The organism is Streptomyces sp. RG80, from assembly GCF_040446465.1.
Classification (GTDB): Bacteria; Actinomycetota; Actinomycetes; order Streptomycetales; family Streptomycetaceae; genus Streptomyces.
Genome location: NZ_JBEAAJ010000006.1, coordinates 461,153 through 477,263, shown reverse-complemented (window position 1 = coordinate 477,263; position 16,111 = coordinate 461,153). Strand labels below are relative to the sequence as shown.

14 protein-coding genes are annotated in these 16,111 nt (G+C 69.9%); 8 read left to right on the top strand and 6 right to left on the bottom strand.

Going from position 1 to position 16,111, the window contains the following annotated elements; genetic code table 11:
• Window positions 1-84: 84 nt before the first annotated feature.
• Both ABKA17_RS22975 and ABKA17_RS22970 read left to right on the top strand, forming a co-directional pair.
• Window positions 85-2,124: a glycoside hydrolase gene (locus tag ABKA17_RS22975; protein ID WP_353694060.1), complete on the top strand. Its 2,040-nt coding sequence runs from the start codon at window positions 85-87 to the stop codon at window positions 2,122-2,124.
• Between the two features lie 123 nt (window positions 2,125-2,247).
• A complete protein-coding gene (locus tag ABKA17_RS22970) occupies window positions 2,248-2,928 on the top strand; it encodes a class I SAM-dependent methyltransferase (RefSeq protein ID WP_353694059.1) in 681 nt (226 codons plus the stop codon).
• A gap of 16 nt (window positions 2,929-2,944) precedes the next feature.
• Here the strand turns inward: ABKA17_RS22970 and ABKA17_RS22965 are convergent, their stop codons facing one another.
• Window positions 2,945-3,310: a hypothetical protein gene (locus ABKA17_RS22965; RefSeq protein WP_353694058.1), complete on the bottom strand. Its 366-nt coding sequence runs from the start codon at window positions 3,308-3,310 to the stop codon at window positions 2,945-2,947.
• A gap of 534 nt (window positions 3,311-3,844) precedes the next feature.
• Here ABKA17_RS22965 and ABKA17_RS22960 point away from each other — a divergent pair.
• On the top strand, window positions 3,845-4,522 hold the full coding sequence (locus ABKA17_RS22960; RefSeq protein WP_353694057.1) for a DUF4232 domain-containing protein: 678 nt from the start codon (window positions 3,845-3,847) through the stop codon (window positions 4,520-4,522).
• 15 nt (window positions 4,523-4,537) lie between these two features.
• Here the strand turns inward: ABKA17_RS22960 and ABKA17_RS22955 are convergent, their stop codons facing one another.
• Window positions 4,538-6,250, bottom strand: coding sequence for a serine/threonine-protein kinase (locus ABKA17_RS22955; RefSeq protein WP_353694056.1), 1,713 nt, complete (start codon window positions 6,248-6,250; stop codon window positions 4,538-4,540).
• 125 nt (window positions 6,251-6,375) lie between these two features.
• Between ABKA17_RS22955 and ABKA17_RS22950 the strand changes: the two genes are divergently transcribed.
• A complete protein-coding gene (locus ABKA17_RS22950; RefSeq protein ID WP_353694055.1) occupies window positions 6,376-7,011 on the top strand; it encodes a hypothetical protein in 636 nt (211 codons plus the stop codon).
• Window positions 7,012-7,029: 18 nt separating this feature from the next.
• Here ABKA17_RS22950 and ABKA17_RS22945 read toward each other — a convergent pair whose 3' ends face one another.
• Window positions 7,030-7,566 carry a DUF4240 domain-containing protein gene (locus ABKA17_RS22945; RefSeq protein ID WP_353694054.1) on the bottom strand — a complete coding sequence of 179 codons (537 nt, stop codon included), beginning with the start codon at window positions 7,564-7,566 and terminating at the stop codon, window positions 7,030-7,032.
• A 62-nt stretch (window positions 7,567-7,628) separates the two neighbouring features.
• On the bottom strand, window positions 7,629-8,321 hold the full coding sequence (locus tag ABKA17_RS22940) for a TetR/AcrR family transcriptional regulator (RefSeq protein WP_353694053.1): 693 nt from the start codon (window positions 8,319-8,321) through the stop codon (window positions 7,629-7,631).
• Window positions 8,322-8,374: 53 nt separating this feature from the next.
• Between ABKA17_RS22940 and ABKA17_RS22935 the strand changes: the two genes are divergently transcribed.
• Window positions 8,375-9,493 carry an FAD-dependent oxidoreductase gene (locus ABKA17_RS22935; RefSeq protein WP_353694052.1) on the top strand — a complete coding sequence of 373 codons (1,119 nt, stop codon included), beginning with the start codon at window positions 8,375-8,377 and terminating at the stop codon, window positions 9,491-9,493.
• A gap of 36 nt (window positions 9,494-9,529) precedes the next feature.
• On the opposite strand, the gene rox is transcribed toward ABKA17_RS22935, so the two are convergent.
• On the bottom strand, window positions 9,530-10,954 hold the full coding sequence (gene rox / locus ABKA17_RS22930; protein WP_353694051.1) for a rifampin monooxygenase: 1,425 nt from the start codon (window positions 10,952-10,954) through the stop codon (window positions 9,530-9,532).
• Window positions 10,955-11,186: 232 nt separating this feature from the next.
• Window positions 11,187-12,380 carry a PP2C family protein-serine/threonine phosphatase gene (locus tag ABKA17_RS22925; RefSeq protein ID WP_502994354.1) on the bottom strand — a complete coding sequence of 398 codons (1,194 nt, stop codon included), beginning with the start codon at window positions 12,378-12,380 and terminating at the stop codon, window positions 11,187-11,189.
• A gap of 304 nt (window positions 12,381-12,684) precedes the next feature.
• Here ABKA17_RS22925 and ABKA17_RS22920 point away from each other — a divergent pair, with 304 nt between their 5' ends.
• The 3 genes from ABKA17_RS22920 to ABKA17_RS22910 all read left to right on the top strand — a co-directional run bounded on the left by ABKA17_RS22920 (window position 12,685) and on the right by ABKA17_RS22910 (window position 16,089).
• On the top strand, window positions 12,685-13,572 hold the full coding sequence (locus ABKA17_RS22920; protein WP_353694049.1) for an NAD-dependent protein deacetylase: 888 nt from the start codon (window positions 12,685-12,687) through the stop codon (window positions 13,570-13,572).
• Window positions 13,573-13,694: 122 nt separating this feature from the next.
• Window positions 13,695-14,267 carry a PadR family transcriptional regulator gene (locus ABKA17_RS22915; RefSeq protein WP_353694048.1) on the top strand — a complete coding sequence of 191 codons (573 nt, stop codon included), beginning with the start codon at window positions 13,695-13,697 and terminating at the stop codon, window positions 14,265-14,267.
• Window positions 14,268-14,364: 97 nt separating this feature from the next.
• Complete coding sequence (locus ABKA17_RS22910) at window positions 14,365-16,089, top strand: acyl-CoA dehydrogenase family protein (RefSeq protein ID WP_353694047.1); 1,725 nt, start codon at window positions 14,365-14,367, stop codon at window positions 16,087-16,089.
• Window positions 16,090-16,111 lie beyond the last annotated feature (22 nt).

Genomic DNA, 16,111 nt, shown 5'->3' with positions numbered 1-16,111 from the left:
GGCCCGCCCGGGGGCACCCCCTCCCCGTACTTCCTGCGGGAGGGACCACCGCAGCGTTTCCACCTATGAAGCTGGGAGCACACGATGGCAGGACTCACCCGCAGCAGACGGCTCCTCGGGGCCGCGTCGATGACCGCGCTGGCGACCGGAGCGGCACTGCTCTCCGTCCCCGCGCCGCTCGCGCAGGCCGACACGGTCACCGCGTCGGTCACCGTGCAGCCCGATCCGTCGTACAAGCAGGAGAAGTTCGAGGGCTGGGGCACCAGCCTGGTCTGGTTCGCCAACGCCACCGGCGACTACCCCAAGGAGATCCGCGAGAAGCTCGCCAAGCTCCTCTTCGGGGACGACGGTCTGGCGCTGAACATCGCGCGCTACAACATCGGCGGCGGCAACGCCCCCGACGTGAAGGACTATCTGCGTGCCGGTGGCGCGGTCGAGGGCTGGTGGAAGGCGCCGGCGGGCACGACCCGCACCGACACCGACTGGTGGAGCGCCGACGACCCCGCCGACTGGAACAACAAGGCGGACGCCACCCAGCGCTGGTGGGTCGACCGCATCAAGAAGGACATCACCCACTGGGAGACGTTCTCGAACTCCCCGCCGTGGTTCATGACCGAGAGCGGCTATGTCTCGGGCGGGTTCAACGCCAACGCCGAGCAGCTGAAGCAGAGTTCGGTCGACGACTTCGCCGCCTACATGTCCGGTGCGACGAAGCGCCTGGAGAAGGCCGAGGGCATCAAGGTCGACACCGTCGACCCGTTCAACGAGCCGAACACCGGCTACTGGGGCACCCGCCTGGACGCCAACGGCGAGCCCGTGGGCGGCCGCCAGGAGGGCGCGCACATCGGGCCCGCGATGCAGGAGAAGGTGCTGGCCGCACTCGCACCGGCGCTGAAGAAGGACAAGGTCAAGGCCGAGATATCGGCGATGGACGAGACCAACCCCGGTCTGTTCGCGACCAACTGGAACTCCTACTCCCAGGCGTCCAAGGACCTCGTCGACCAGATGAACGTCCACACCTACGGCACCGGCCAGCGCACCACGGTCCGCGACCTGGCCAAGGCGGCCGACAAGCCGCTGTGGATGAGCGAGGTCGAGGGCGACTGGGGCGACGGGCAGAGCTTCACCGACATGCGCCCGGGCCTCGGCCTGGCGCAGCAGATGGTGAACGACCTGCGCGAACTGGAGCCCACGGCCTGGGTGTTCTGGCAGCCGGTCGAGGACTACGACAACATGAAGCCGGGCGGCGAGTCCGCCAAGGGCGGCAACTGGGGTTCCATCCAGCTCCCGTTCAGCTGCACCTCGGCCGACACCCTCAAGTCCTGCCCGATCTACACGAACACGAAGTTCGACACGGCCCGTAACTTCACGCACTTCATCAAGCCCGGCGACCGCCTGATCAAGGTGAACGACACCTCCAGCGCCGCCGCGGTGACGAAGGACGGCAAGGGCGCCTCGCTGGTCCACGTCAACTCCACGACCGCGCCTCGCGCGGTGACGATCGACCTGTCGAAGTTCAAGACGATCAAGCGTGACGCGATCGTCACCCCGACCGTCACCGACGCGGCCGGCAAGCTGGTCAAGCAGGCCCCGGTCAAGGTCGTCGACTCCAAGGCGACGTTCACCGTCCCCGCGCAGTCCGTGACCTCGTTCGCCGTCAAGGGCGTCTCCGGCGTCGCCAAGGACGCGAGCCTGTTCAGCAAGGGCAAGTCCTACACGCTGACCGGCGTCCAGAGCGGCAAGGCGGTCACCGTCGGCGCCAACGGCACCAACCTCGTCATCAACTCGGCGAACGCCACGGTCGCGCAGGAGTGGCGTCTGGAGGCGAAGTACGGCAAGAAGGGCAGCAACCGCGCGCGCTACGTCTTCGCCAACCCGGCCGAGGGCAAGCGGCTCGCCGTCCGGGACAACGTGCCGGTGATCGAGGCCGACACCGGTGAGCGGGACCCGGCGACGGAGTGGATCCTGTCCACCACGGGCGACGGCACCTGGACCCTCGTGAACCAGGCCACCGGACGCCTCCTGGAGGTCGGCGGCCAGGCCACGAGCGAGGGCGCGGCCGTCACGACCTGGCAGGCCAACTCCGGCTCCAACCAGCGGTGGCGGATCACCGAGGTGAGCTGATCAAGTCACGCACAGTGTGGACAAACGCTCGGCTGGGGTTCCCCAGCCGAGCGTTTTTCCTTCTTTTTTGCCGGACCGGCAACAGAGCTGGCAGTCCGGTACATGGTGGGTGACGGTGGGCTCGTGACCGACAACATCGCAGCGGGACCCCATGCGTCCGGCGTCCCCTCGCTCACCGACGGATATCTCGGAGACCCCGCGGTGCGGGCGGAGTGGGACGGCCGGTACGCCGATCGACAACAGTTGTGGAGCGGCCGGCCCAACGGTGCGCTTGTGGCCGAGGTCGCCGGGCTCACACCCGGGCGGGTGCTCGACGTCGGGTGCGGCGAAGGCGCGGACGCCATCTGGCTGGCCCGCAACGGCTGGGACGTGACCGCGCTCGAGGTCTCGGGCGTGGCGCTGGAACGAGCTGCCGGGCACGCCCGGGACGCCGGCCTGCCCGTTCACTGGGTCCACGCCGAACTCACCGAGGCAGCGCTCCCGCCCGCCTCCTTCGACCTGGTCTCGGCGCAGTACCCGGCCCTGCTGCGCACCCCCGACGCCGCGGCCGAGCGAGCGCTGCTGGCGGCTGTCGCGCCCGGCGGTGTGCTGCTGCTCGTACACCATGCGGGGATGCACACCCAGCCGGCGAACGACAGCGGCTTCGACCCGGCCGACTACGTCTGGCCCGCCATGGTCGCCGAACTGTTCGACGACGACTGGGAGGTGGAGGTGGACGAAGAACGGCCACGGGTGGCACCCGACGGGGGAGCGGGCGCCCACCACACCGACGACGTGGTGCTGCGGGCGCGCCGACGCCGCTGAGACCGGGATCAGTTCTTCATGCGGCGCACTCGCGTGCTCGTCTCGCGCCCGCCTGCGGGCGGGACGCGCTGACCCGGTACGTGGTCTTGGCCGGGTCGGTGACGGGCTCGCCCAGCGTGATGCGCCCGGCCGAGCGCAGCTCCTCGCAGACGTCGGTCGGCAGGGCGACGTAGCAGCCGCCCCGGCCCGTGGCGGAGTCGATCGCACGCCAGTAGCCGTAGCGGAGCCGGCCGCCCGGGTGCGCGGTGACGAACACCGGGGTGCGGGAGTCGGACACGTGGCGCAGGACGTCGGCCGCGGACGTGCCGACCGGGACCGACGCGAGGGAGGGAGCGTGGGCGAGAGGCATCGGCAGGGCCTTTCCGGCGGGAGGAACGGACACCGCGCGCCCCGTCCGGGCCCGGTGTTGATCTTGCAACACGCATTCTTGCGTCGACCACTGACAACGCGTCCGTGCCGCCTGTCTCCGCGGGCCGCACGGACGCTGACGCGCGCGTCCAACCTCCGCGACGCACCGGCGTGGTCCGCTCAGCGACTCCGTCCCCGCAGCCGGCCCAGCAACTGCCGTGCCTGAGCCCGACGCCTGGGATCCGCCGAGGCACGCCGCACCTGTTCCACGGCACGCCGCCCCTGCGGGCTCCGGCCGAACCGCCTGATCCTGTCCAACATGCCTGCCACGACGTCCTCCTGAAACAGCCGACGCCAAGGCCCCTACGGCGAGGCCCTGGTACGAACGCGGTTACCCCGACCTCGCCGTCCCACCCCTCAGGCGTCGCGCAGCGTCCGCACCGGCCTCTTCATCGTCACAATGTCACAAGCCTGTTCGGAGACAGATCTCTGTCGGTGCCGACGAGCGGCTGCGGCCCTCCGGTGAGGCACGATCTCCGGGACATTCCAACTCCCCGGGGGACTTCTCATGGCTCACACCGCTCGCTCACGCCGCTCCGCCGCCGTGCTCGTCGCTCTCTCACTCGGCGTCATGGCACTGACCGCCTGCAACAGCGACGGGGACAAGGACGCGGCTGCCCCCGACACCTCAGCGAGCCCGTCCGCCTCAGCCACGAGCCGGGGCGCCGAAACGCCCAAGACGGTCGACCCGATCGACGACAGCGACGGCGACGACAGCGGGGCTTCCTCCGGCAGCGGCGGCAGCACCCCGTCCTCGGAGCCCGATGCCGAGGACGGTCAGGACGGAGGCGTGGGCATGTGTGAGACGACCGACCTGACCTACAACGTCACCGTCGCCTCCAGACCCGTCAACCATGCGCTGCTGACCGCGGCCAACAGCAGCGGCGAGGCGTGTCTGTTGCCGGCCGACGAACTGGTGATCACGATCCCGGGACTCGACGGAGCGGCTGAGCACACGGGCCCCGCCGGCGAGGACTGGATCCTGAAGCCCGGTGAGAAGGCCTACGCCGGGATCATGTTCTCGCGCGCCGACACCGCGGGCGGCAAGAGCGCGGACAAGGTCGAGGTCTCCCTCAGCCCCGCCGAGTCCCCGGCGACCGTGGTGATCGACGATGGCCCGGTCACGGTCAACGACGGCCAGGTCACCAGCTTCTTCGGCTCCGCCGAGGACGCGCTCACCTACTGACACCTCTGGAGGCGATCAGTCCTCTGCCGGGTGCACCTCCCTCACCTTGCCCTTGGCGTCGGCCTCCAGGTAGCCGCTACGGCCGTGGTCGTCGCTGAGGTAGACGGCCAGTCCGAACGACGGGGTGAAGACGTCGGGTTGCCGCACCAGCACGTAACGCGTCTCCGGATTCTTGACGTTCAGCTTCTTCTCCGCCTCCGCCAAGAGCGCGGGAATGCTGTCCCAGTCGAAGCTTTCGACGGCGAAAGGCTTTTGGCCGCTCGTCAACGTGCCGTCGATGATGCTCTTCTCGACGCCTCGGCCCGGACGGTAGTCGTACGTGTCGTATGCGATGTCGCTGCCGTCCACCATCACATGGGCTGTCACGTACTCCGGGTAGACGGAGAAGTCGCCGAACCTCTTCCGGCCGGTCTCGTCCTCGATCGCCTTGATGGCGATGCGGATGTTGTCCGGGGTGAGCATGTCCGTGCCCGCCGTCTGCTTCTCCTGCGAGGTGGCGGAAGGCGAGGCCGAGGTCGAGGCCGACGCAGAAGCAGACGCAGACGCCGAGGTGGGCGCGGAGCCGCCGGTGTGCAGGTCGGCGGAGCCGCCGTCCAGAGGGAGCAACCACCACAGCAGAGCTCCGGCACCGGCGAGCGAGGCTCCGGAGACGCTCAGCAGGAGCGGGCGGCGGGAAGCGCGGCGGCGCGGTGGGCGCGGAGAGGTGATCACCGATTGGGGCGCCGTCGGCCCCGGGTTGGGGAAAGCCGGCGGGGGTCCGAATCCGGGCGGGCCGGCCGTGGCTGGTGTCGGGGCGGCGCCGAACGGGGTGCCCGAGGGTGTGGACGGTGCGGGCAGCGGATAGGAGGTGGGCTCGTCGAGGGGAGGCGTAGGGCCGGGCGGCGCCGACTCGACCACGGCCAGCTGTCGGTCCAGGGCAGCGGCGGACGGGCGCGCCGACGGATCCCGGACCAGGGCACCCATCAGAACGTCGCCGAGAACGCCGGCTCGCATCGGCGGCGGTACGTCCTCGTGCAGAACCGCGGCGAGGGTGGCCACGGTGGTGCCCCGGCGCAGCGGATGGTGGCCCTCCACCGCGGTGTACAGCATCATCGCCAGTGACCACAGGTCGGAGGCGGGTCCGCCCTCGTGACCCGAGATCCGCTCCGGCGCCATGAAGTCGGCGGTGCCGATGATGGAGCCGGTGGCGGTGAGGTTGGTCGCCTCTCGGATCGCGGCGATGCCGAAGTCGGTGAGGACGGGGCGCCCGTCCCGTCGTAGCAGAACGTTGGCGGGCTTGACGTCACGGTGCTGGATTCCGGCGTCGTGCGCGGCGGTCAGCGCGGCCAGTACCCCGCGGCCGATCCGTGCCGCCTCGGCCGGGGACATCGGTCCGCGGGCCAGCCGGTCGGCGAGCGAGCCGCCGCTGACCAACTCCATCACGATCCACGGGTAGGTGCCCTCGCCGCCGTCGACGATGTGGTGGATGGTGACGACGTTGGGGTGGTCGATCCGGGCCAGGGCCCGAGCCTCGCGCAGCACCCGCTCACGCAGCATCCTGGCGGCCTCGGGGTCGTACTCGGCAAGGTCCCGGTCGGGCGGACGGACCTCTTTGATCGCGACCAGCCGGTGCAGCACCAGGTCTCGGGCCCGCCAGACCATGCCCATCCCGCCGCCGCCGAGGCGGGCCTCCAACTCGAAGCGCCCGTCGACGACTCGTCTGCCAGGGCCTCCGTCTTCCTCACTCATGGGCGGGAGCTTAGTTGGCGCCGTTCTCCTCGGCGACGGCGGCCGAGCCGGTCCAGAATGTTGTCGTGGGCGAAGACGAACAGCACGGCGGAGAACCGGGTTCCTTCCTGAGGTGCGTCACTGAGGTGGCTCGGCTGGTGGGTGTGGAGGACGTCCCCGAGGCGCCAGTCCCCGACGAGCCGAACGCCCGGCATGCCCGCCGCCTCGCCCTCGCGGTGCGCAAGCCACTCCTCGAACGTGCGAGTCTGCCCGAGGAGTTGTTCGCCCCGTTGATGGCGGCAGCCGTCTACGACCCGGATCCCAGCTTCTGCCTCTGGTTCGTCGAGCCTGCGGTCTACGCGTTCGGGCGCCGCCGTGTGATGGCGGCGTTGGTCGACTATCTGCGGTCCGGCACGGATGCCGAGCGAGCGGGTGCCGTGCGGGCCTGGTACTGCGCCCACGTGCCTCTACGCGCGGGTCGGTCCCCGGCGTACGGACCCGGTGGGGTGCGTGATCCCGCTCTGGACGAAGCGCAGGACATCAGGGGCGCCTGGCTGGAGGCCTCCATGAGGGTGTTCGCGGAGGCCACCGATCTGCGGATGCGTCACCGCGTCCTGCTGGACCTGCCCACCTCCCGCGCGGCTTACCCGCCACACCTGCACCAGCTGTTCGCCAGCACGCTCGCAACGGCCCAGGCCCATCCCGACCAGCACATCCGCCGCTGGGCCGCCTCGGCAGAACACGGCGTAGTCCAGGACCGGTCGTCGGACGGACGCGCGTAGGCCTACGAAGGGGTAGGCCTACTGAAGGTAGAGAGCCGCCAGCCGTGGCAGTCGGCTCGTCATCTCGTCTCGGTCGTCGAAGTCGAAGTCCCACGCCGGGTCCAGCTCCGGGTATCGGATGGTGAACGCGTCGTCGGGGAGTTGCCCGCCGGTCGCCTTGACGTGTGCGTCCCAGGCGATGCTCAAGGTGTCCTCACCTTCGAGATCGATGCCGTCGACCGCTGAGGCTCGCACGACGGGGAGTTCCGCGAGGGCATCGGGGTCGAGGATTGTGCGCTCGAAGACTTCGCGCCCCTGCGTGATCAACCAGCCTCGGAAGTAGTCGAAGCCGTCGTCGGAGCAGCCACCGTTGATCATGTAGGCGGCGGCCCACAGAGGGTTGGTGTAGGAGTCGGCCATCAGGTCCCACACCACCTGCTGGGCGGCGACGATCTCCTCAGTCGGATACGAGGCCAACAGCGAGGTGGCCCCGTGAGCCACCTCTTCTCCGTCGTTCGGGTTGGACGCCTGGGCGCGGGCTGACTCGATGAGCTGCCAGAACTGCAGTCTGTTCATGGCAGCAGAGCATGGCATCCGGCACTGACATCGCCTCGCTCACCTTCGACCGGAGCCGAGCCTCACGCCGGTGGGGCGGTGAGTTTGGCGGCGACGGCGTCGAGGACCCAGTCCAGGCCGGTCGCGAAGGACTCCTCGGCGTCCACGTCCGTGCCGTCGTACACGGCCTTGGCCAGCGCCGGAAAGCGGCCCGTGGCCAGCATCTTCGTCATGTACGGGCCGGAGGCGCGCTGCCAGTCGTACTTGGACAGGCCCGTGGCACGCTCGGCCCGCAGGTTCGCGACCTCGCGCCTGATCGCGCCGGTGGAATAGGCGCTGACGGTCTCCACCGCGCGCATGACGGTGTCGATGTCGGCGAGGCCGTCGAGGGCGGACAGCGTGGCCTCGCCCACCGCGAGGGCGTTCGGGCCCAGGCTCGGGCGGCCGCCGAGCAGGTCGGCCAGCCACTCATGGCGTAGGGCGGCCCGCCTGGTGCGATGGGCGTGGCTGCCCAGCGCCTCCCGCCAGTCACGGGGCTGTTCCTCGGGGAGGATCTCGGCGTAGACCTCGTCCACCATGAGGTCGAACAACTCCTCCTTGGTGGAGATGTATCCGTACAGCCGCATCGGCCCGGCGTCCAGCCGGGCGGCGACCTTGCGCAACGACACCGCCTCCAGCCCGCCCTCGTCGGCCAGCGAGATCGCGGCGGCGACGATCCGCTCACGGTCGAGCGGTACGGGGCGAGTCGGCGGCTCCGGCCGGTCCCACACAGTCATGGTCACACCATACTGTTGCGATGCACTGCATCGGAGCAATACAGTGTATCGACATGAGACATCGCATCGCAGTGGTGGGAGGCGGCCCCGCCGGCCTCACCTTCGCCCGCGTCCTTCACCGTCACGATCACCCCGTCACCGTCCTCGAACGCGATCCCGCCCCCGATGCCCGTCCCCTGGGCGGCACGCTGGATCTGCAGGAAGGGCTGGGCCAACTCGCCCTGGCCAAAGCCGGGCTGCTGACGGAGTTCCAGGCGCTGTCCCGTCCCGAGGGCCAGGCCATGCGCATCCTGGACACGGACGGGACCGTGCTGCGCGACTGGCGCCCCCGGCCCGATGACCTGGCCAATCCCGAGATCGACCGCGGGCAACTCCGCGACCTGCTGCTCGGCCCTCTCGACGTCCGGTGGGGACAGGGCGTCACGCGGGTGGTGCCAGGGGGCCGGGACGGCGTACGGGTCGATACCGCGGACGGGCTACAGGAGACGTTCGACCTCGTGATCGGCGCGGACGGTGCCTGGTCCCGGGTCCGTCCGGCGGTCTCGTCACAGGCGCCGCGCTACACCGGCGTCACGTCGGTCGAGACGTCCCTCGACGACGTCGACACCCGCCACCCCGACCTCGCCCGGTTGATCGGTGACGGTTCCGTGGCTGTGTACGGCGCCAACCGCTCCCTCGTCGCCCAGCGCAACAGCGGCGGCCACGTCAAGGTGTACGCCAAGTTCCGTGCGCCGCTGGACTGGCACACGAACCTGGATCTGGCCGACGCCGAAGCCGTGCGGGCGAGCCTGCTGGCGCTGTTCGACGGTTGGGCCGCTCCCGTCCTCGACCTCCTCCGCCACGGCACCGCTTTCGTCCACCGCCCCTTCTACGCCCTGCCTGTGTCCCACACCTGGCCCCACGTCCCCGGGGTGACGCTGCTGGGCGACGCCGCCCATCTGATGCCTCCGCTGGGGGCGGGCGCGAACCTCGCGATGCTCGAAGGCGCCGAACTGGCCGAGTCCATCGCCACCGGAGGCGGAGAGCTGGACGACGCCGTCCGCGCGTTCGAGGTGCGGATGTGGGCCCGGGCCGGCAAGTGGGCGCAGATCACGACGGCCGGGCTGGAACGCCTCGTGAGCCCGGACCCCACTGAGGCCCTCGCGTTCTTCGACCAAGTCCAGCCGGCCTGAGGGCGAAGAGCGAGGGCCACCAGCGACAGGACGCAATCAGTCGGCGGGCGTGCCGAACCAGCGGGAGAGATGGGCGTCCAGGTCCTGCTGGTCGTCGCCGATCCATGCGACGTGGCCGTCGGGGCGCAGCAGGACGCACGGCGCATCCAGTGCCGCGGTGGGATCCGCCAGGTGGTCGACCCGGTCCGACCAACCGCCGACGGTCAGGCGTTCGGTGCGGTCCAGCAGCACGCCCCGGCCGCGACGCAGCAGATCGTAGAGGCGGCCCTGTTTCACGTCGATGTCCGGCAGGCGGCGGCCGAGCAGGTCGGGGCCTTCGCCGAAGTCGTAACGGATGCCGATCGCGGTGATCTTCTCGATGAGGTGGCGGTTCACCTCGTCGAAGTCCATCAGTTCGGTGAGCAGCCTGCGTACGGCCTGCGGGCCCGGTTCGGTGGAGTGCAGTTCCGTCTGGGCGCGGGTGTTGTCCAGCACGTCCTCGGCGACCGGGCGGCGTTCGGTTTGGTAGGTGTCCAGCAGTGGTTCCGGCGCCCAGCCGCGGATCTGTGCGGCCAGTTTCCAGCCGAGGTTGAACGCGTCCTGCACACCCAGGTTGAGGCCCTGGCCGCCGGTGGGCGGGTGGATGTGTGCCGCGTCGCCGGCCAGCAGTACCCGTCCGACCCGATAGCGTTCGGCGAGCCGGGTGGCATCCCCGAAGCGGGACAACCAGCGCGGGGAGTGCACGCCGAAATCGGTTCCGGCGACGGTGCGCAGCTGCTGCCGGAAATCCTCGAGGGTGGGGGGTTCCGCGCGATCGCTGACTCCCGCGGCGGGGACCACGACGCTGTAGGCGCCTCCGCCGAAGGGCCTGAGCCAGAATCGCTTGTCGGTCACGGCGATTTCGGCGACCTTGGCGGCGATCTCCTCCTGCGGCACACCCACTTCCATCTCGCCCATCAGCGTCTCGTTCCGCGAGGGCTCCCCGGGGAAGCCGACGCCGAGCAGTTTGCGCACCGTGCTGCGCCCGCCGTCACAGCCGACGAGATAGCGCGACCGCACCTGTTCACCGTCGGCCAGCCTGACGGTCACGCCCTCGTCGTCCTGCTCGAGATCGGCCACCGCACAACCGCGCCTGACCTGCGCGCCCAGTTGGATCGCATGCTCTTCGAGGAGGCGAACGACGACCGGCTGCGGAATGCCCAGCAGATAGGCATGCGCGGAATCCAGACCTGGGGGCACGGGTTTGTCGATGGCGGCGAAGAATCCGCGGGCCGGACGCTGCCTTCCGTGTGCGCGCAAGCGATCCAGCAGACCGCGCATGGCCATCAGTTCGAGGCTGCGTATGTGCAGACCGACGATGCGGACGAAAGACGCGGGCTCGGTCTCCTTCTCCAGGACGAGTACCCGCACATCGTGCAGGCGTAGTTCGGCCGCCAGCATCGCGCCGGTCGGCCCGCATCCGGCGATGATCACATCGAACATTTGGGACGCACGATCGGCGCCGGAGACGGTGAACTGCGAAGAATCCACAGGTGTTGCCCTTCGGGAGTGCCTTCATTGGCGAGGCGCTCCCGGCGACACCTACGTCAGTCGCCGGCCATGACGGAAAGGGGGAGCACCCACATCGATACAGCGTTCATGGGTCTCACCTCCTCGGGCGGTGTCACGGTCGACTGCAAGCTACAAGTGCGGGCAGCGCCCCGTCCAACCCTTTTCAGGGCGTCAGTTGGTGCTGATGGCCGCCACGCCACTCGGTGAGCAGCACGGTGGCGTCGTCGTCGAGCGTGCCGTCGTGATGGAGCAGCACCGCCGCCATCAGCCGCCGCAGGGTTTCGTGCAGCGTGTGCCGACCTGAGTGGTGACGCAGGACGAAGTCCACGAACCGGTCCCGGCCGAACTGCCGGCCTTGGGCATCGCGAGCCTCGATGACGCCGTCGGTGTACAGCAGCAGGCGGTCGCCGGGCTCGAGTTGCTCGGTGCACTCGTCCACCGGCAGGCCGAGGTCGGCGCCCATGGGGCCGGCCGGGCGGCAGACCAGTTCGGTGATCCACCGGTTGCCGCGGATGAGGACCGGCAGGTGGTGCCCGCGGTTGATCCACTTCAGTCGGCCGGTCTCCAGGTCCAGGTCGGCCAGAATGCCGGTGACATAGCGGCTGGTGCCGAACTGCTCGACGAGGATGGCCTCCACGTGCCGGCTGGTCTGCGTCAGGGAGGCGCCCTGGCGACGGGCGTTGCGGCAGGCGGACACGGCGACGTTGGCGGTGATCCCGGCGGTGGTGTCGTGGCCCATGGCATCGAAGACGCTCAGATGGAGGATGCCGCCCGCCACGGCGTAGTCGAAGGCGTCGCCGCCGATCTGGTAGGCGGGTTCCATCACCGCGCCGACGGTGGCCTCGGCTCCGGCGAAAGCGGGCGGCGGAGTCAGGTGCCACTGCATCTCGGCGGCGACGTTCATGGGCTCGGTGCGCATCAGGCGGGAGAAGGAGTCGCTGAAGGAACGCTTGCTCAACAGGAGCAGGGCCGTCATGGACGCCAGATCACGCAGCGCCTGACGGGTCGGTTCGTCGTCGGTGTCCGTGTCGGCCCGCAGCACACCCAGCCGTTCCACACCGTCGGTGACGGCCACCCACCACCGCCGACGCCCGCCCTGATCACCGGCCGCGGGATCGGTCTGGGCCAGCAGATCCACGCGCTGATAGGCCTGGCCGGGCAGAGTGCCCTGGACGGTGAACTCCTGCCCGCCGCCACCGGCGCTCGGTCCGTTGCCGGTCAGCTGGCGCAGCACTGTTTCCCGGAGGTCCGTGACGAACACGGCGGTGTCGTGCATGCCGACGTCCGCCGTGTGCCGTGCGATCAGCTCGGGCAGCTGTTCGAGCGTGACGGTGTGGCTGTCCTGCATCAGCCGCATCAGTCTCAACGCCACTGCGGCGTGCTCAGCCACGTCCTCCGCCTCCTGCCGCACCGCTGCTTGCCGCACTGCTTGCCGCACCGGGCGTATCGGGTGCCCCTGCGCCCCATGAGCGGATCCCCCGGCCTCACAGGGTGGCCCACCGTCACGACAGACCCCTTTTTCCCGGACAAACCACCGACTACCCGTTCCCGAACAGGACACACGGTCCAGCGGCTGCGAGCACGCCGTACGTCGCGCCGCTGCGGCATCCCGTCCTGACCGGGCGACGGCCGTACGGCCTCGGATTTCGTACCCTGGCGGCATGCGGATGCGCCCCACCCTGAGCTGGACTCCCGACGCGGACCTGCCGCCCGGCACCACGGATCTGGCCCCGGTCGTCGACGCCCTAAACACCGGCGGCGTGCTGGTGCTCAGCGGAGCGGGCCTCTCCACGGAGTCGGGCATCCCCGACTACCGGGGCGAGGGCGGGAGCCTTGGCCGGCACACGCCAATGACCTACCAGGACTTCACCGCCGACGCCCAGGCCCGCCGCCGGTACTGGGCGCGCGGCCACCTCGGCTGGCGTACCTTCGGTCGTGCCCGCCCCAATGCCGGACACCGGGCGGTGGCCGCGTTCGCGCGTTCCGGACTGCTGTCGGGTGTGATCACTCAGAACGTCGACGGTCTGCATCAGGCCGCCGGCAGCGAGGACGTCGTCGAGCTGCACGGCAGCCTGGACCGGGTCGTCTGCCTGTCCTGCGGCGCCGTGAGCTCTCGCCGTGAACTCGCGCTCCGTCTGGAAGAGGCCAACGCGGGCTTCGATCCGGTGGCCGCGGCAATCAACCCCGACGGCGACGCCGACCTCACCGACGCGCAGGTCGGGGACTTCCGCGTGATGCCCTGCGTGAGCTGTGGCGGCATCCTCAAGCCGGACGTCGTGTTCTTCGGTGAGTCCGTCCCGCCACCGCGGGTCGAGCACTGCCGTCAGTTGGTCCGCGAGGCCACCTCGCTGCTGGTCCTGGGCTCCTCGCTGACGGTGATGTCGGGGCTCCGGTTCGTCCGGCAGGCGTCCGAGGCCGGCAAACCGGTGCTCATCGTCAACCGGGATCCCACCCGGGGCGACCGGCACGCCCTCACCCGCGTCGCGCTCCCCCTGGGGACAGCCCTGACCAGCGTGGCCGATCACCTGGACGTTCGCGTCGACGCGTAGGCAGCGGGGCCTGACCGGCCGGCCTCCCGCGAGCCGGTGCTGCTCGCGCGTCGAGGTGAGCCGCGTCGCATCGGTGCTGCTGAGACTTGCTATGCAACGAGTTGCATAGCACGATCATCGTCATGGCGCTCGAACACGCGATCTTGGTGTCGCTCTTGGAGAAGCCGGGCTCCGGCTATGAGCTGGCCCGGCGTTTCGAGCGATCCATCGGCTACTTCTGGACCGCCACCCACCAGCAGATCTACCGCGTGCTCAAGCGCATGGAGAACGACGGTTGGGTCGACGTCCAGGACGTCCCGCAGCAAGGCCGGCCGGACAAGAAGGAGTACTCCGTCGCCGACCTCGGCCGCGCCGCGCTGTCCTCCTGGTTGCACGATCCGATCGAGCCGGACAGCGTCCGCCACGACCTGGCGGTGAAGATCCGCGGTGCCGCCTTCGACGACCCGGCCGCCCTGATCCGCGAGGTGGAGCGGCACCGGCAGGCCCACCAGGACCGGCTGGCGCACTATCTCGTGGGCGAGGAGCGGGACTTCACAGGGCCCGAGGCGAGCGCGGCCGCCCGGCAGAACCCGCTCGACGCGGAGCGCGAACTCCAGCACGCGGTCCTTCGCGGCGGCATCGCCTACGAGCGCATGATGATCGACTGGCTCGACGACGTGCTCACCACCTTGGCCCGGTTCGGCCCGGTCCACTGACCGCCGCCACACCCGTCGACCGCACCTCCACTCCAGCTCCCGCAGCCGCCGTACCTCCCGATTCCCATCCGCCCGCCAGCCGAAAGAGGCCCTCACCATGGCTGACCAGTTGCTCTTCAACCCGCGCACGTACGACCCCGCGCACTTCGACCCCGAGACGCGCCGCCTGCTGCGTGCCACCGTCGACTGGTTCGAGGAGCGCGGGAAGCGGCAACTGATCGAGGACTACCGGACCCGGGCCTGGCTCGGTGACTTCCTCGCCTTCGCCGCGAAGGAGAACCTGTTCGCCACCTTCCTGACCCCGTCCTCCGCCGCCTCCGAGGGAGAGCCGGACAAGCGGTGGGACACCGCCCGTATCGCCGCGCTCAACGAGATCCTCGGCTTCTACGGCCTGGACTACTGGTACGCCTGGCAGGTCACCATCCTCGGCCTTGGACCGGTCTGGCAGAGCGACAACGCCGCCGCCCGCGCCCGCGCCGCGGAACTCCTCGCCCAGGGGGAGGTGTTCGCGTTCGGCCTGTCCGAGAAGGCCCACGGCGCCGACATCTACAACACCGACATGGTCCTCGAGCCCGCCGGCGACGGCGGCTTCCGCGCCACCGGCTCCAAGTACTACATCGGCAACGGAAACGCCGCCGGGCTCGTCTCCGTCTTCGGCCGCCGCAGCGACGTCGAGGGCCCCGACGGCTATGTGTTCTTCGCGGCCGACAGCCGTCATCCGGCGTACCACCTGGTCAAGAACGTCGTCGACTCGTCCAAGTTCGTCAGCGAGTTCCGGCTGGAGGACTATCCCGTAGCGGCCGAGGACGTCCTGCACACCGGCCGCGCCGCCTTCGACGCCGCCCTCAACACGGTCAACGTCGGCAAGTTCAACCTGTGCACCGCCACGATCGGCATCTGCGAACACGCGATGTACGAAGCCGTCACGCACGCCCACAACCGCGTCCTCTACGGCCGGCCCGTCACCGCCTTCCCGCACGTGCGGCGCGAGTTGACCGACGCGTACGTCCGGCTCGTCGGCATGAAGCTGTTCAGCGACCGCGCCGTCGACTACTTCCGCTCCGCCGGTCCCGACGACCGCCGTTACCTGCTCTTCAACCCGATGACGAAGATGAAGGTGACCACGGAGGGCGAGAAGGTCGTCGACCTGATGTGGGACGTCATCGCCGCGAAGGGCTTCGAGAAGGACAACTACTTCGGCCAGGCGGCCGTGGAGATCCGCAGCCTGCCGAAGCTGGAGGGCACGGTCCATGTCAACCTGGCGCTGATCCTGAAGTTCATGCGCAACCACCTCCTCGACCCGGCCGAGTACCCCGACGTGCCGACCCGCCTCGACGCGGCCGACGACGACTTCCTGTTCCGGCAGGGTCCGGCCCGCGGCCTCGGCTCGGTGCGCTTCCACGACTGGCGCCCGGCCTTCGAGGCGTACGCCCACCTGCCCAACGTCGCCCGTCTGCGCGAACAGGCCGACGCGCTCTGCGAGTTCGTCGCCACGGCGGCCCCCGACGCGGAGCAGAGCCGCGACCTCGACCTCGTGCTGTCGATCGGTCAGCTCTTCGCGCTCGTCGTGCACGGGCAGCTCGTCCTGGAGCAGGCCGGCCTGACCGGGCTCGACGAGGACGTGCTCGACGAGCTCTTCGCCGTCCTCGTACGGGACTTCTCCGCGCACGCCGTCGAACTGCACGGCAAGGACTCGGCGACCGAACAGCAGCAGGTATGGGCGCTGGGCTCGGTCCGGCGACCGGTCGTCGACACGGCGCGCACCGAGCGGGTCTGGCAGCAGGTCGAGGCACTGTCCGGCGCGTACGAAATGGCCCCGTAGGTACGCCGTACGCATCACCGGT

Excerpts from the sequence above, each read along its gene's own strand:
- ABKA17_RS22975 (WP_353694060.1), top strand. The coding sequence starts at position 85 with ATGGCAGGACTCACCCGCAGCAGACGGCTCCTCGGGGCCGCGTCGATG.
- ABKA17_RS22960 (WP_353694057.1), top strand. The coding sequence starts at position 3,845 with ATGGCTCACACCGCTCGCTCACGCCGCTCCGCCGCCGTGCTCGTCGCT.
- ABKA17_RS22955 (WP_353694056.1), bottom strand. The coding sequence starts at position 6,250 with ATGAGTGAGGAAGACGGAGGCCCTGGCAGACGAGTCGTCGACGGGCGC.
- ABKA17_RS22945 (WP_353694054.1), bottom strand. The coding sequence starts at position 7,566 with ATGAACAGACTGCAGTTCTGGCAGCTCATCGAGTCAGCCCGCGCCCAG.
- ABKA17_RS22940 (WP_353694053.1), bottom strand. The coding sequence starts at position 8,321 with ATGACTGTGTGGGACCGGCCGGAGCCGCCGACTCGCCCCGTACCGCTC.
- ABKA17_RS22935 (WP_353694052.1), top strand. The coding sequence starts at position 8,375 with ATGAGACATCGCATCGCAGTGGTGGGAGGCGGCCCCGCCGGCCTCACC.
- rox (WP_353694051.1), bottom strand. The coding sequence starts at position 10,954 with ATGTTCGATGTGATCATCGCCGGATGCGGGCCGACCGGCGCGATGCTG.
- ABKA17_RS22925 (WP_502994354.1), bottom strand. The coding sequence starts at position 12,380 with ATGCGGCTGATGCAGGACAGCCACACCGTCACGCTCGAACAGCTGCCC.
- ABKA17_RS22920 (WP_353694049.1), top strand. The coding sequence starts at position 12,685 with ATGCGGATGCGCCCCACCCTGAGCTGGACTCCCGACGCGGACCTGCCG.
- ABKA17_RS22915 (WP_353694048.1), top strand. The coding sequence starts at position 13,695 with ATGGCGCTCGAACACGCGATCTTGGTGTCGCTCTTGGAGAAGCCGGGC.
- ABKA17_RS22910 (WP_353694047.1), top strand. The coding sequence starts at position 14,365 with ATGGCTGACCAGTTGCTCTTCAACCCGCGCACGTACGACCCCGCGCAC.